Raw genomic sequence first — 14,153 nt, 5'->3', positions numbered from 1 at the left:
ACCGTGGGCGAATTCGACAGGCCGGCCGTCGTTCGTTTACCGGTAACCCGGTGGTCGGCCGCCCCGCGGCGCCGGCCGGCCCTCCCGCCGACCCGGTCGCGGCGCCGCGTGCCGCGTGAATACGTGACAGATCGCCGAATGCCGCGCGGGAAACGCCCCGCGCGGACCCGGCCGGATGCGATGATGAGACCACGGCTCTTCGTCTCGGCGTGTGCCGACCGGGCGTCGCGCCGGGCTTCGTTCGTCGCGGCAAAGCTCGGCCGGCGGCCCGCGTCGACGTCGGGCGGGCTTCGCTGGAACCTTTGCTAGGGGGAGACATGGCGGTCGTCGGGCCCCGGGACCTGCCGGCGCGCGCGGTTCCCGTCGTCTGGGGAAACGTTCCGCAGCGGAACAAGAACTTCACCGGCCGGGTAACCCTGCTGGAAAAGCTGCGCGCGAACATGACGGCCGAGGGCATGGCCCTGCTGCCGCACGCGCTGCAGGGGCTGGGCGGCGTGGGGAAGACGCAGCTCGCGGTTGAATACGCGTACAAGTTCTCGCACGACTACCAGGTCGTGTGGTGGATTCCGGCGGACCAGGTCGCGCTGGCCCGGGCATCGCTCGCGGCCCTCGCGCCCCGGCTCGGCATCACGGGCGCGACCCGGATCGAGGACGCGGTGTCCGCGGTGCTGGACACCCTGCGCCGCGGAGATCCATACCCGCACTGGCTATTGATCTTCGACAACGCGGACCAGCCGGAGACGATCCGCGAGCTGATGCCGCACGGCCCCGGGCACGTGCTCGTGACCTCCCGCAACCATCGCTGGCACAGCATGGTCGACACGGTCGAGGTCAATGTGTTCAGCCGCGCGGAGAGCCTGGAGTTCCTCGGCCGCCGGGTACCGGGCATCAGCGAGGCCGACGCGGAGCGGCTCGCCCAGGAGCTCGGCAACCTGCCGCTCGCGCTGGAACAGGCCGGCGCCCTGCAGGCCGAGACCGGGATGTCCGTGGACGACTACCTGGACCTGCTCGGCCGGGCCACGACGCAGGTGCTGCAGGAGAACCCGCCGTCGGACTACCCCGTCCCCGTCGCCGCCGCCTGGAGCCTGTCGATGGCCCGGCTGCGCGACCAGATGCCGTTCGCGCTCGAGATCCTGCGCCGGTGCGCCTTCTTCGGCGCGGAGCCGATCTCCCGGGAGCTGCTGGTCCTCGGCCGTTACGTGCTCGACGCGCCGCTGCGGGACCTGGTCGCCGACCCGATCATGATGAGCCGGGCCACCCGCGAGCTGGGCCGGTACGCGCTCGCCCGGATCGACAACCATCGGCGCACCCTGCAGGTGCACCGACTGATCCAGCGCCTCATCCAGGACGAGTTGGACCACGAGGTGGCGGCCAGCATCCGCGACGAGGTGCACGCGATGCTCGCCGCTGCCACGCCGGAGGAGACCGACACGGAGGAGCGCTGGCCCGAGTTCGAGCTGGTGCTGCCGCACGTCGGACCGTCCGGAACGATCACCAGCCGCCAGCCGAACGTGCGCCGGCTCGTCAGCAACGTCGTCCGCTACCTCTACAACGTCGGCGACACCGAGGGAAGCCTGGCACTCGCGGACGAGGCGCTGACCCAGTGGGTCTCCGACGACGGCATCGAGAACCGGGCCGTCCTCGAGCTCAACCGGCGCAAGGCGGACGGGCTGTGGGCGCTCGGGCGCTACCAGGAGGCGTACGAGCTGCGGCGCACCACGCTCGACGTGATGCGGCGCGTGCTCGGGGAGGACGACGAGGAGACCCTGCGCATCACCAACGGGCACGGCGCCGACCTGCGTGCCCGGGGAGAGTTCGCGACGGCCCGGACGCTCGACGAGGACTCGTTGGCCCGCCATCGCCGGGTGTTCGGGGACGACCACCCCGAGACCTTCCAGGCCGCGAACAACCTCGCCGTCGACCTGGAGCTGACCAGCGACTACCGGGCCGCCTACGAGACGGACGAGAAGACCCGGCAGGACCGGCTCGACCTCTACGGCCGCGACGACAACATCCTCGTCATCTTCTCGATGAACGCGGTCGCCCGCGACCTGCGCCAGCTCGGCCTGTACCTCCAGGCTCGGGAGCTCGCCGAGCAGGCCTACATCCTGTTCCAGGACGTGGTCGCGCGCAACGTGCTGCGCGAGAACCACGCCTGGGTGCTCCTGCAGGCCAAGGACCTGTCCGTGGCCCGCCGCATGGCCGGCGACTTCGCGGCCGCCCTCGAGCTCGCCCGCGACGTCCACGAGCGCTACGTCCGCGACTTCACGGCGATCCACCCGGACACCCTCGCGGCGGCGATCAACCTCGGCAACGCGCTGCGGCGGACCGGAGACCTGGACAGCGCGGCGAAACTGATCGAGCAGACGGTGCGGGGCTACCAGCAGGCACTCGGTGAGGGGCATCCCTTCACCCACGCCAGCATTCTCAATCTGGCGATCATCCAACGGCAGATCGCCAACCGGACCGGCGACCATGGCCGGATCGAGGCGGCCAGGTCCCAGCTCCAGGACGCACTGGACAACCTCACCGCGACCGTCGGCCCGGACCATCACTACACCCTGACGTGCGCCTCCAGCCTCGCGACGGCCCATGCCGACCTGGGTGAGGTCGACGCGTCGCGGGCACTCGGCGAGCGGGTGCTGCCGAGGCTGCGCGCGGTGCTCGGGGAGGACCACCCGCACACCCTGATGTGCGCGGCGAACCTCGCCCTCGACCTTCGCGCGCAGGGGCACGAGGACGACGCCGACGAGCTGCTCGAGGACACCCTGCGCCGCTACCGGCGAGTGCTCCGCGAGGACCATCCGGATGTCCGGGAGGTCGCGGACGGCGTCCGCGTCGACTTCGTGTTCGAGCCGTCGCCGCTGTGACCGGTCGCCAGCACGCCCCCCACCGCCACGCTCCCCGCCACGCCACCCACCGCCACGCCGCCCTCCACCGCGGTGGGAGGCGTGGCGCCCACCGCCGGTCCGGGGCGCGAGGTCACCGCGCCGGCGGCCAGCCAGTCGGCGAGCTCGGCCGGCGACGGCGCGGCGCCGGCGGCCCGCAGGTGCCGGTACAGGGCCAGGGCGACCTCGGGTCTGCGGACCAGCGGGTCGCCGCCGCCGCGCGCCGCCCTGCGGGACAGCGCGAACCCGGCCCACAGGTCGATCCCGTCGGGCCGCGCGGCGATCAGGTCCTGGTACAGCGCGGACGCGGCGGCCGCCTGTCCCGTGAGCAGCAGCAGGTCCGCGGGGCAGGCGGCCGGAACCGCGGCGCCCAGCCGGGACGGCTCCCGGGCGAGCTCCGCGAACCGCTCCGGCTCCCGTAGCCGCAGGTAGCTGAGGCTGAGCCGGCCGTGGGTGACGAACCTCGGCGCACTGGGCGCGAGGGCATCCGGCGCGGCGGGGTCGGAGACGGCGGCCCGGGCGGCACCCGCGGAGACCGCGGTCGCCGGAACCGCGGTCGCGGGCAGCGGCGGGCAGGCGTGACCGGTTCGCCAGGCGTAGCCGAGCGTGTCGATGAACGCGGCGCGAGGGTGCACGTTGCGCAGCCGCCAGGTGATCCAGTGCTCGGCGTTGGCGAGGTCCGCCAGCGCCGCGGCCTCCTCGGGCACCTCGCCGTCGGCGATCGCCGCGAGCCCGCGCCGCATGCCGCCCACGAACCGTTCCCCAAGACCGGTCAGCACGCCCGAGCCCATCAGGATGTCCAGCACTCCGGGGAGCTCGGCGCGCCATCGCGCGTACTCGAACTGGGCCAGCCGCCCGCCGGCGCCGCCTGCCGCCAACCGGTGGTCGTTCCAGAAATCGGTGAGCGCCAGGAACGCGAACGCCCCCTGGGTCAGCCCCGGCACCGGACGCGGGTCGCGCCGCCAGGGTGAGAAATAGACCGCTCGCCGGTCCGGCTCGAACAGGGGGACGAGGTCGAGCAACGCCGACAGCCGGCTGTGGGCAAGTTCGTGGATGAGCGAGCCGGCCAGTGCCAGTCCGCTGTGCGGAAGGGTGAGGGCCACGGCTCCACAGGCGTCCGCGGACGAGGCGCTCAACTCCTCGGCATCCCGGGGCGCGCGCAGCGGGATGAGCGACGCGAGCGCGGACGCGACGGTCGTCGCGCGGCCGGGATGGTGACGTACCAGCAGTGCCCACGCCTCGTCGAGCCGAAGACGCCAGACCACCAGTTCCTCGTCGCTCAGGCGGGGCGTCGGTGGGACATGGTGGAAGGAACGGAACGGGTCGACGTCGTCGAGGTCGACCACCAGGCGGCGGCCGTCGACCTCGCTGACCAGCGCCCGCAGGGGCTGCCAGGCCGGGGCGTCGGAACCGCCGGCGGCGTCGCGCGGGCCGGTGTCTCGTGTGCCGGTGGCGTCGTGTCGTGTGCCGGTGGCGTCCCAGACGGTCACGCCGACCGCCCGGTCGACGACCCCCGAGCGGACGGCCGTCGGGTCGAGGGCGCCGAAGGCTCGCGGGTCGAAACCGGTCCGGGCGTCGGGACAGGCGTCCAGCTCGACGTCGAACCGGGCCAGGACAGCTTGCGGCTCGCCGGGCGACAGCACGGACAGCGAGACCGCCCGCGTGCCGGGGCGCGGCGCCGCCGGGGGGCGCCCGCCCGCGGGGAGGCCTACGCGGATCCGCGCCCAGCCGGACAGCCCGGGCACCGTCGCCCGTCCCAGCGTCGGGAACATCAACCCGCCGTCCAGCGCGTGCGCGACGACGTCGCATTCCCGGCCGACGAGCATCGCCGCGGTGGCGGCCAGCGTGCCGAAACAGCCGATCTGGGCGGCGAGGGTACCGGAGTCGGCGCCGTCCAGGCGCGGCGGCGCCGCCTCCAGGTTCACACCGACTTTCTGGTTCACACCGGCTTTCTGGTCACCGGCCGCCTTGCGGTCACCGGCCGCGGCGTGGCCGAACAGCAGCCGCAGGCAGCGCATGCCCCACACCCCGACCTGCGGATGCAGCAGCAGACGGTCCACCTCGGCCCGGCCCGCGCGGTGCGCCGCGCGCAGCACGGCCAACGACGCGTCGAGGTCGGCCAGCTCGGCGAGGTCGGGACGGTGTTCGGCGACGGCGCCGACGAGCGCCTGGACGAGCAGCATGCGCCGGCTGAGCTGGCCGGCTCGCAGGGTCGCGAGATCGCCGTGCCCGGAGGCGATCGCGTCGAACTCGTCGAGGGCGAGGCGATACCGGGTCAGGCTCGGGTGACTCGGCTGGCTCGGCGGCGCGGCGGGCGCGGCGGGCGCGGCGGGCGCCTCGCCTGGGGGGTTGGCGGTGCCTCCGGTGGGCGCCGGACATCTGGTCAGCACTGGGGCACCCTCCGTGGGCTGGTGAGATCCGCGCGGACGCGGCTCTCGATGTGCCGAACCAGCCGGAAGAGGTCCGGGCAATAGACGGACGGGTTTCTGAAGCCGGAACCCGCCCGATAACGATGTGGATAGTAGCCGCCGCCGCAGATCCGACCCGCCGGGCAGGCCAGACAGCTCTCGCCGAGCGCCTCGACGCCGATCTGTCGCGCGACGATCGCCGGTGAGTCGAGCGCGTCGTCGAGGCTGTGCGTAAAGACGTCGAGCCCGGTCGCCGCCGCCTGGTCATAGGCGGACTTCAGGGTGTCCACCTGCTCCAGTGAGCCGTCGGTCTCCACCACCACCAGGCCGACCGGTGACAGTCCCACGGCCTCCGACCGGCTGGCGCCGCCGAGAACGAGCTGAATTATCTCGGAAAACAACCGTATGTTGGTTTCCTGTCGTGGAGCTGAATACCAGCGATCGAAAAGGGGAATCAACCACTCCGCATACGGAGTGTCGTTATTGGGAAATCGCCCGGGCGGTGGAGTGGTCCAGTTGCCGTGCGGCAGGATCACGTCGACCGCGGGCGGCGCCCAGCCGAGGATCTCGTCGTAGAGCTCGAAGGGGTCGGTGGCGAGGTCGACGACCGCCAACAGGCCGGAGAAGACCCGTCGGTAACGCTCGGACGTGAGAAGCTCCAAGGCCCGCCGCACCTGCGCGTGGCTGCCGCGCCCGTCCGCGAACCGGCGATGCCGGTCATGCGCCCGGGCCGGGCCGTCCAGGCTCACGCACACGTCGATGCCCCGCTCGGCGAGCACGTCCAGCATCCCGGCGCGCAGCGCGACCCCGTTCGTCTGCGCGACGATCCGCAGCCGGACGCCCGGGGCGATCCGCCGGCGCAGCTCGTCGGCCAGCCACCCGACGAAATCCGCGCCGGCCAGCAGCGGCTCGCCACCGTGCAGCACGACCTCGGCCTCGCCGAGGTCGTGCCTCGCGATGTGCTCGGCGATCCGCCGGACCGCCTGTTCCGCCGTGCGGCGGCTCATCCTGGGCGGCTGCCTGCGCCACCCGGTGTCGGCGGCCGAGTAGACATAGCAGTAGTCACAGGCGAGATTGCACCGACTGTGAATTTTCAGGACAAACTGGCGGAAGGGCCGCGGCCGCCAGCCGCGCCCGCGCAGCGCGGCCACGTCGAGATGGTCGCCCGGCCACTCGGGGGGCCCTGTCGGGGTTCGAGCGGCATGGTCGGGCGGCCTCGTGGTGAACGGCACGGGCTGCACGGTCGGCGGCGATCGACGTTGATCGGCGGCGCGGTCCCCGACGAGCTCAGATGCTCGACTGGAAGCCGGCCAGTGTCTCCTCCGGATGACTCGCGTCACGCAGCAGGCGCCGCAGGGACTCGGTGAGGACGTCGGCTTCGAGGCCCTCCAGGTCAGCCAGGTCGAGGCGCAGCAGGTCCACCATCGTGGTCTCCACCCCCGTGCCGCCCGCCATCCCAGCGGATCCTGTGTCCATCGGCGCTCTCCTTCACCCCTGGGCGCCGACCTCCGCGGTTCCCGGCCCGGGAGCCATGAGCGGAATGGCGATCATCCTGGGATGACCGTCACGCGACCAGGCCCCCGTGCCGATGGCCTGGTCATGGCGCCCGGCCCGTCTCGGACGTACTTCTCCCCGCAGCCGAGCCCCGCCGGTCGTGACGGCCGACGGCGGCCCGGTCCGAACACCCAGTTTCTGACTGGACTAGCTAATTTTTAGCAAATGCTCTGTTGGCTCCGGCAGGGAGCCCTGGCCAAGCTTAAGCCCAGGCAGAGTCACCCCGCTCCGCGCCCACGCGTAGGGCACCTGTGGCGCGCGGTCGCCGCCCGTGGCGCGCGCTTTGGGCGACGGTTTCCCCGGCAGTCGGCCCGGGACCAGGATGAATTTCGCCCAGGTGACGGCGACCGGAGCGGAGTGGCACACTCCGCTCTGGTCACACCGGACGCGGATGTGGGATGTGCCACCAAAATTTCCCGCTTGTCCAGGGCCCGTTACCGGAGTCAAGTTACACCGCTGTATCACCAATCCGCGAACCGCCTCAACGCTCACCGGGCCGGGTTCACCCAATAGCCGACAGCCTGCTTTCCAGCAAGATCGAGAGACACGCGGGTGACGGCCTCGGCGCCGAAGCCGCGGTGACCTGGAGCCACGGTGACCGGGAGGCCGCGGGCGCGCGGACCTCGGGGCGGCCTTGGCCACGCGCGCCGTCGGCCCTGGTCAGCGGGCGATGGCGCCGCCATGGACCCGGCCGCCCTTGTCCAGCCAGACGTAGTGATCACCCACGAGCGCGCCACCAGGCTCGGCGGGAGCCGGCGGCGCCGCGTCCGACTGGTCGAGGGCGCAGGGATACGGCCATTTGATGTACCCCGGGTTGTAGGACGTACACCATCCCGTCGCCGGCGGTTCGCCGGAGACCAGCCCGCGGGCCAGATCCAGCACGACCGTCTCCCCCCGCAGGCGCAGGGCGTAGTGGGTGTCACCCACCCGCTGGACGGCGTCGCCGGCCTGCCCCAGGCCCACCAGACGCGTCTCGCTCATCCCCAGGAGAACCAGGGCGTTCCCGGCGTCCCAGGACCACGTGGCCCGCCCGGTCTCCAGGTCGAAACCCTCCAGCGTGACGCCGTAGTCCGCCGGCCCCTCGAGGCCTACCTCCCCGCGGTAGGCCCCACGGAACACGCAGCGCACCGGATGGTCGGGGTCGAAGGGAATGCCCACGCACCCGAGGGTCGCGCCCGGCCGGGTCCAGAGCCGCTCACCCGTTGCCGCGCTGAGACCGACCATGATGTTCCTGTCCGCCTCGTCGATCCGCCTCGACGGGTCGCGCTCCAGGTAGATCCCCCCGAAAGCGTGGTGGGCGACGGCCACATACACGTCATCCTGGCGAGTCGTCTCGAAGTTGAAGAGCATCAGGCCGCCGGCCGTCTCGCCGAACGTCTCGGTCGTTGGCTTCGTCCAGCGCTCCGTCCCGTCGTCGGCGACGGCGGTCAGCCGGGAGACGACGTCCGGACGAGAGCCCTCCCTGGACCAGAACAGGTTCTCACCGATCTCCTCGAAGTAGGGCCCGTCCCGGAACTGGGTCTCGACGCGTACCTCTCCCGTCCCGAGGTCGAGAACGGTCCTGGTGGAAGGGCCCGTCCCGTCTCCGCTGACGAGGCAGATCGCGGACTCCTCCTGACACAGCAGCGGCGGGGAGGACACCCTGATCCTTTGCCCGTAGCTCCACCGCTGTTCGCCGGTGTCGGCGTCAGCGGCGACCACCGACATCCCGTTCGCGTCATCCGCCGACAACGGCCTCACCCACACGACCGTCGCGCCGTCCTCGGCCACCAGCGGATAGAACGGTTCGGCGGTGGATGCCGAGAAGACCCTCGCCGGCTCCGACCAGCGCTCCCGCCCGGTGGCCGGGTCCAGCGCCGCGATCCTCGTGATCGGCGTCCCGCGGTCGTCCTCACCCGTCCGCAGAAGGACGATCGCGGACCCGCCAGCCGCGGCGGGGGCCATGAAGGAGACCAGCTCACCCGACCAGACCGGCCCGACGGCCATCGGCCCGCGGTCGCGGGCGGAGAGGACGACACCGACGGCCACCATCGCCAGAAGCACCGCCAGCGCCGCGGCCCAGAGCACCACCAGCCACGCCGGCAACCGCCGCGCCGGCCCGCCGCCCGCGCCGGGGCTCCACCGGCCAGCCCCCGGTATGCCAGGTACTCCGGCCACGGCGCCGGGCAACCCGGCCACCCCGTCGGACGGCCCGACCGCGGGTGGCGGCCCCGCCGGACGACCGGCGGCTGGCTCCGCGACCCAGGGTTCGGCCCACGGCTGGTACTCGGCGGATGTCGCGCCACCCGCCGAGGTCTCGTCGTCCACTGCCGCTCCCGTCGTCACGTCCGACGGTCGGACGGAGCGCCATCATCCAGGCATTCCGGCCCGGGCGCGAAGGCGGGGCTGGCCATCGGTGTCGCAGGCCGGCGGCACGCGCCTTCGAAGGCGGGCGATCAGCTCGCTGACGGTGTCGGGCAGGGTTAACCCGACCGAGTAACCGAGCCGGCGGTGGTGCAGTCACTGAACGAAGGGCATGGGTGCCGCCGACCGGGTCGGCGCGGACCAGCCCGGCGCGAGGCTCAGGCGGTGGCCTCGGGGGCGGAGCGGCGGCCGCGTGGGATGGCCAGCGCGGCGACGGCCGCCGCGATGCCGGCTCCGGCGCAGAGCGCGAACAGTTCCCGGTAGCCGGTGAGCGAGGGCAGCTCGGCCGAGCCGACCGACATCGTCTGGGCGACCAGGATGCTGCCGCCGATGGCGCTGGCCAGCGAGCTGCCGATGGCCCGGAACAGGGTGTTCATCCCGTTCGCCGCGGCGATCTCCGTCGGTGGGGTGAAGGCGTTGATGAGGGAGGGCATGGCGGCGTAGCCGACGCCGGTGCCGACCCCGACGATCGTCGTGCCGAGGATGATCTGCCACAGGGAGCCGGTGAAGACGATGCGCATGCCCCATCCGGCGGCGACGATGACCGCGCCGAGGGCGAGGGTCCGTCCGGCACCGAGAATCGTGACCAGTCGGGCGGAGACCGGGGCGAGCACCAGCATGCACAGGCCGCTGGGCAGCAGCGCGAGGCCACCGACGATCATCGATGAGCCGAAGCCGTACCCGGTCGCCTCGGGGGCCTGGACGTAGGACGCCGTCCCGATCATGGACGCGAACAGCGCGAACCCGAACAGCAGCGAGGCGAGGTTCGTCAGGACGAGTGGCCGGCGGCGCAGGGTGGCGATGTCGACGAGGGGCTCCCGGATCCGGCGCTCGACGACGACCAGCGTCGTCAGCAGCACGACGGCGAGCGCGAGCAGGCCGAGCACCCGGGCGGAGCCCCAGCCCCAGTTGGCGGTCTCGGCCAGTGGCAGGAGCAGCGCCACCAGGCCGGCGCTCAGCAGGGCGGTTCCCACCAGGTCGACGCGGCCGCCGCCGCGGCCCGGGCCTTCGGGCACGAGGGCGAGCATGCCGGCGAACGCGACCACGCCGCCGACGCAGGTGATCCAGAACAGCACGTGGAAGTCCGCGTGCTCGCCGATCACGCCGGCCAGCGGCAGGCTGAGCGCGGCACCGACGCCGAGCATCGCGCTGATCAGCGCGATGGCCGAACCGACCCGCTCTCGGGGCAGCAGGGACATGAGCAGGCTGATTCCGAGCGGAATAGCCGCTGTCGACACGCCCTGCAGGGCGCGTCCGGTGATCATCAGGCCGACGTTGTCGGTCAGCGCGCAGATCAGTGACCCGACCGCGAGCGCGGCGAGCGCGACCAGCAGCATCAGGCGCTTGCCGAACATGTCACCGAGCCGGCCGAGCAGCGGCACGGCGACCGCGGCGACGAGCAGCGTCGAGGTCAGCAGCCACTCCGCGTTGGTGTGGCTGGTGTTGAGCTCGGCCGGCAGGATCGGCAGCACCGGCACCAGGAGCCCCTGCGACATCGACACCATGAGCGCCGCGAAGCCGACCACGAGCAGTTCGAGGCGCGCGCGGCCGGGCGACATGCGCGAGCGGGTCCCCGCCTCCGGCGAGCGGGCCGCCGCCCGCGTGGGGCGGCCCACCGGCCGTTCGGACAGCTCGGTCATGCGTCTCCTTCGAGCCAGGATCACAGAGAGTGGACCGAGCCCGACCAGCCCGACCAGCCCGCCTACCGGAAGAACTTCCTCCGCTTACGCTAACACAAGCGGACGATGCCCTTCCGCTTGATGGGTGCCGGGTCACTGCCCGCCGCACCCCGCCGCCCGGCCGTCGAGCCCCCTGGCGGGCTCCTCACGGGGTGTGGCCCCAGGCGGGTCGGCCGGCCCCGGAACTGCCCGAGGTACGCGCGGCCGGGTCAGAGCAGGTCGTGGTCCCGGGCGTAGATGGCCGCCTGGGTGCGGTCGCGCAGGCCCAGGCGGTCGAGGATGCGGGAGACGTGGTTCTTCACGGTCCCCTCGCTCAGGTAGAGCCGGGCGGCGATCTCCCGGTTGTTCAGCCCGGCCGCGACCAGGCGCAGGACGTCGATCTCCCGTGGGGTCAGGCCCCCGGGCGTGGGCGTGTCGACCGGCCAGCCGGCCTCGGTTGGCTCGGCGGTGGCGGGTGGCCGGTCGGTGGCATGTGGCTGGTCGGTGGGGTGCCGCTCGCCGGCGGGGTACGGCTCGACGGCTGGCGGAGCCATGACCGCGCCGGTGGGAGTGAGACCGGCGAAGGGAACGGCCCGGTCCAGGACGGTGGCGAGGCGAGCCGCGGCGGCCGGGTCGAACTGGACCACGCCGGCCCGGGCCAGCCGGACGGCGGCGGCGAGCTCGGCGGCCGGGCGGTCCTTGAGCAGATAGCCGGCCGCGCCCGCCCGCAGCGCGCGCACCACGTAGTCCTCGTCGTCGAACGTCGTGAGCATCACCACCCGGCAGGCCGGCGCGCGGGCGGCCAGCTCGGCCGCCGCCGCGACGCCGTCCAGCACCGGCATCCGCACGTCCATGAGCACCACGTGCGGGCCGAGGGCCAGCGCGCGGGCGACCGCCTCCCGACCGTCGGCCGCCGTGCCGACGACCTCGATGCCCGGCTGGATGTCGAGCAGGGCGGCGATGCTCTCCCGGATCAGCCGCTGGTCGTCGACGACCAGCACCCGCACGGGCGACGGCGCGGGCGGCACGGGCGGGCCCGACGCGGCCCCCGGAGCGGGGATGCCGGCGGCGTCGGCGGGGGTGTCGGTCAAGGGGCCGGCTCGGGCTGGCGCGGGATCGCGACGGCCAGGCGGGTGCCCCGGCCCGGCCCGCTGTCGAGGGTGACCGAGCCGCCGACGAGCGCCACCCGCTCACGCATGCCGCGCAGGCCGAACCCTTCCCGGCCTGGCTCGAACCCGTGGCCGTCGTCGGTGACGACGAGCCTGGCCTCGGTCGGCGCGCAGTGGACGGTCACCAGGGCACGGGTGGCGTGCGCGTGCCGGCGGACATTGGTGATGCCCTCCTGCGCCGCCCGGTAGAGGGTCATCAGCACCGCCGGCCGGTGATGGCGTTCGTCGCCGGACCAGTCCACCGTCACGGCCAGCCGGCCGTCGTCGGTCCGCCTGGCCTGCCTCGCGAGCTCGTCCAGCGCGGTGGAAAGCCGGAACGGGGCCTCGCGCAGCGCGCCGACCGAGCGGCGGACGTCGTCGAGCGCGAGCCGCGCCGACCGGTGCGCGTCCTCGACCGCGGCGTCCGCCGCCGCCGGGTCACGGTCGCGGAAGGCGGCGGCCTTCTCGAGCAGGACCGAGATGGCGGTCAGATGATGGCCAAGCCCGTCGTGGATGTCGCGGGCGACCCGATTGCGTTCCGCGGCGGCGGACAGCTCGGCCACCCGCTCCGACGACGCCCGCAGCCGCTCGTTCGCGTCCTGGGCGCGGGTCCTGGCCCGCCGCTCCTCGGCCGCGACCGCGGCCATCGTGATCGTCAGTACCAGCCCGAGGACGAACATCAGCAGGTCCGAGACGTGTTCCGGCGAGCGGTACCAGCGGGGCTCGGTCAGCTGGAAGGCCACGGCGAGGGCCGCGACGCAGCCGGCGCCGACGCCGACGCTCACCGCGCGGCCGAACGCGAAGTACGCGGTGAACGGCAGCAGCAGGAACAGCACCCGGGCGAGCCCTGCCCCGTCGCCGGCGGCGACGAGGACGAACGACGCGGCGCGCGCGGCGAGCAGCCCGACGGCCGCGGGCCGCGGGGCGCCCGCTCCGAACCACCTTCGCTCGGCGAGGTCCAGCGCCGCCGCCGCCGCCAGCCCGCCGACGAACGGCAACGGCCGGGTGTCACCCAGGCCGGCGAGGCCGGCGTACCCGCCGGCGAGCAGCACCCCGGTATAGAGGACGGGCGCGACCCATGGAACCGGCGGCGACACGGCGTCAGGGTACGCCGGCCGGCCCGCTCGCCGGTATATCCGAAAAGGCATGTGCCAGAAGGCATGGTCACGCGCCCCGTGCCGAAGGGCACGCGGCCGGCGGGCACTTCCGGCGCGGTTCGCCCCTTCCTACGGTCCCGGGCATGTTCTTTCTTCTGCGTTTCGGAGCTGTCAGCGGCCTGCTGGCCGGCCTCTTCATCGCGGTGCCCGGCCTGATCGAGGCGTTCACCGGCGAGACCCTCGCCACCAGCCTGGTGCTCGCCGTCTCGCCGGCGCTGGCGGTTCCACTGCTGCCGGCGCTGCGCCTCGGCCTGCTGGCGGCGGGTGGCCAGCGCCGCGCGGTCCGGCCAGGTGGGCCGGGCGCCGCCGACCCGTTCGCCCGGGCGGGCGGAGACGACCGAGCGGGGGTCTTCGCCGACGCCGCGTTCGCGGTCAATCTGATCGGGCTCGGGCTGTTCGGCGGGGCCGCCTACGCCCTGAACGTCGTCGTCTACCCGCTCGGCGACGACACCGACCTCGCCGCGGCGAGCCGCGCCGCGCTGCTGGTCAGCGCCAGCGTCTTCGTCGTCGGCGTGGTGATGTTCGGGATCGCCCTGCTGCGCGCCGGCGCCTACCCTCGCACGCCGGTCTGGCTCTACCTGCTGGGGTTCCCGCCGTTCGCGATCGCCGCGCGGCTGCCGGACAGCCCGGTGACCAGCGCGCTGCATGTGCTCGTCGGGGGCGCGGTCGCCTGGCTCGCCCTGTCCTGCTGGCGGATCGGCCGCGCGAGCCAGGCGGCCCCGGCGCTGGGGGACCCCTCGGCCGGCGTGACGGCGGCCCGATCCGCCGCCCCGCGACCGTTGCCGGCCGGACCGGCCTGATCCGTCCCGGCGGGCAGCGGTCGCCGGGCGTCCGCGCCGCTCCGCGCGGCCCGCTGACCGTGGCTGGGTGGTGGCCCCCCCGCCCGCCCCCCCCCCCCGCCGGGGCCCCCCCGGGCCGCGCCGGGGGCGGCCCGGCG

General features: G+C 73.6%; 9 protein-coding genes. 2 read left to right on the top strand and 7 right to left on the bottom strand.

Features of this window, described 5'->3' with window-relative positions:
* Window positions 1-317: 317 nt before the first annotated feature.
* Window positions 318-2,870 (top strand): FxSxx-COOH system tetratricopeptide repeat protein, encoded by a 2,553-nt coding sequence (gene fxsT, locus I6A81_RS18175; RefSeq protein WP_203000283.1) that lies wholly within the window; start codon window positions 318-320, stop codon window positions 2,868-2,870.
* On the opposite strand, the gene I6A81_RS18170 is transcribed toward fxsT, so the two are convergent.
* The 7 genes from I6A81_RS18170 to I6A81_RS18140 form a co-directional block, all read right to left on the bottom strand.
* Window positions 2,777-5,278: an HEXXH motif domain-containing protein gene (locus I6A81_RS18170; RefSeq protein WP_203000284.1), complete on the bottom strand. Its 2,502-nt coding sequence runs from the start codon at window positions 5,276-5,278 to the stop codon at window positions 2,777-2,779. The genes fxsT and I6A81_RS18170 overlap by 94 nt on opposite strands.
* The gene (locus tag I6A81_RS18165) at window positions 5,272-6,447 is read right to left on the bottom strand and encodes an FxsB family cyclophane-forming radical SAM/SPASM peptide maturase (RefSeq protein WP_307874737.1); all 1,176 of its coding nucleotides are present in this window, start codon (window positions 6,445-6,447) and stop codon (window positions 5,272-5,274) included. Before I6A81_RS18165 ends, I6A81_RS18170 begins: the two co-directional genes overlap by 7 nt.
* A gap of 136 nt (window positions 6,448-6,583) precedes the next feature.
* Window positions 6,584-6,772, bottom strand: coding sequence for an FxSxx-COOH cyclophane-containing RiPP peptide (gene fxsA / locus I6A81_RS18160; protein ID WP_203000286.1), 189 nt, complete (start codon window positions 6,770-6,772; stop codon window positions 6,584-6,586).
* 738 nt (window positions 6,773-7,510) lie between these two features.
* Window positions 7,511-9,157 (bottom strand): outer membrane protein assembly factor BamB family protein, encoded by a 1,647-nt coding sequence (locus I6A81_RS18155; RefSeq protein WP_203000287.1) that lies wholly within the window; start codon window positions 9,155-9,157, stop codon window positions 7,511-7,513.
* A gap of 254 nt (window positions 9,158-9,411) precedes the next feature.
* Window positions 9,412-10,893, bottom strand: coding sequence for an MFS transporter (locus tag I6A81_RS18150; RefSeq protein ID WP_203000289.1), 1,482 nt, complete (start codon window positions 10,891-10,893; stop codon window positions 9,412-9,414).
* 248 nt (window positions 10,894-11,141) lie between these two features.
* Window positions 11,142-12,002, bottom strand: coding sequence for a response regulator (locus I6A81_RS44940; RefSeq protein ID WP_203000291.1), 861 nt, complete (start codon window positions 12,000-12,002; stop codon window positions 11,142-11,144).
* Window positions 11,999-13,156, bottom strand: coding sequence for a sensor histidine kinase (locus I6A81_RS18140; RefSeq protein ID WP_203000292.1), 1,158 nt, complete (start codon window positions 13,154-13,156; stop codon window positions 11,999-12,001). Before I6A81_RS18140 ends, I6A81_RS44940 begins: the two co-directional genes overlap by 4 nt.
* Before the next feature lie 143 nt (window positions 13,157-13,299).
* On the opposite strand from I6A81_RS18140, the gene I6A81_RS18135 reads away from it, so the two are divergent.
* Window positions 13,300-14,016 (top strand): hypothetical protein, encoded by a 717-nt coding sequence (locus I6A81_RS18135; protein WP_203000293.1) that lies wholly within the window; start codon window positions 13,300-13,302, stop codon window positions 14,014-14,016.
* The last annotated feature ends 137 nt before the right edge of the window (window positions 14,017-14,153 follow it).

It is taken from the genome of Frankia nepalensis, assembly GCF_016786325.1.
Taxonomy (GTDB): Bacteria; Actinomycetota; Actinomycetes; order Frankiales; family Frankiaceae; genus Pseudofrankia; species Pseudofrankia nepalensis.
This window is presented reverse-complemented; position numbering and strand designations above follow the sequence as displayed.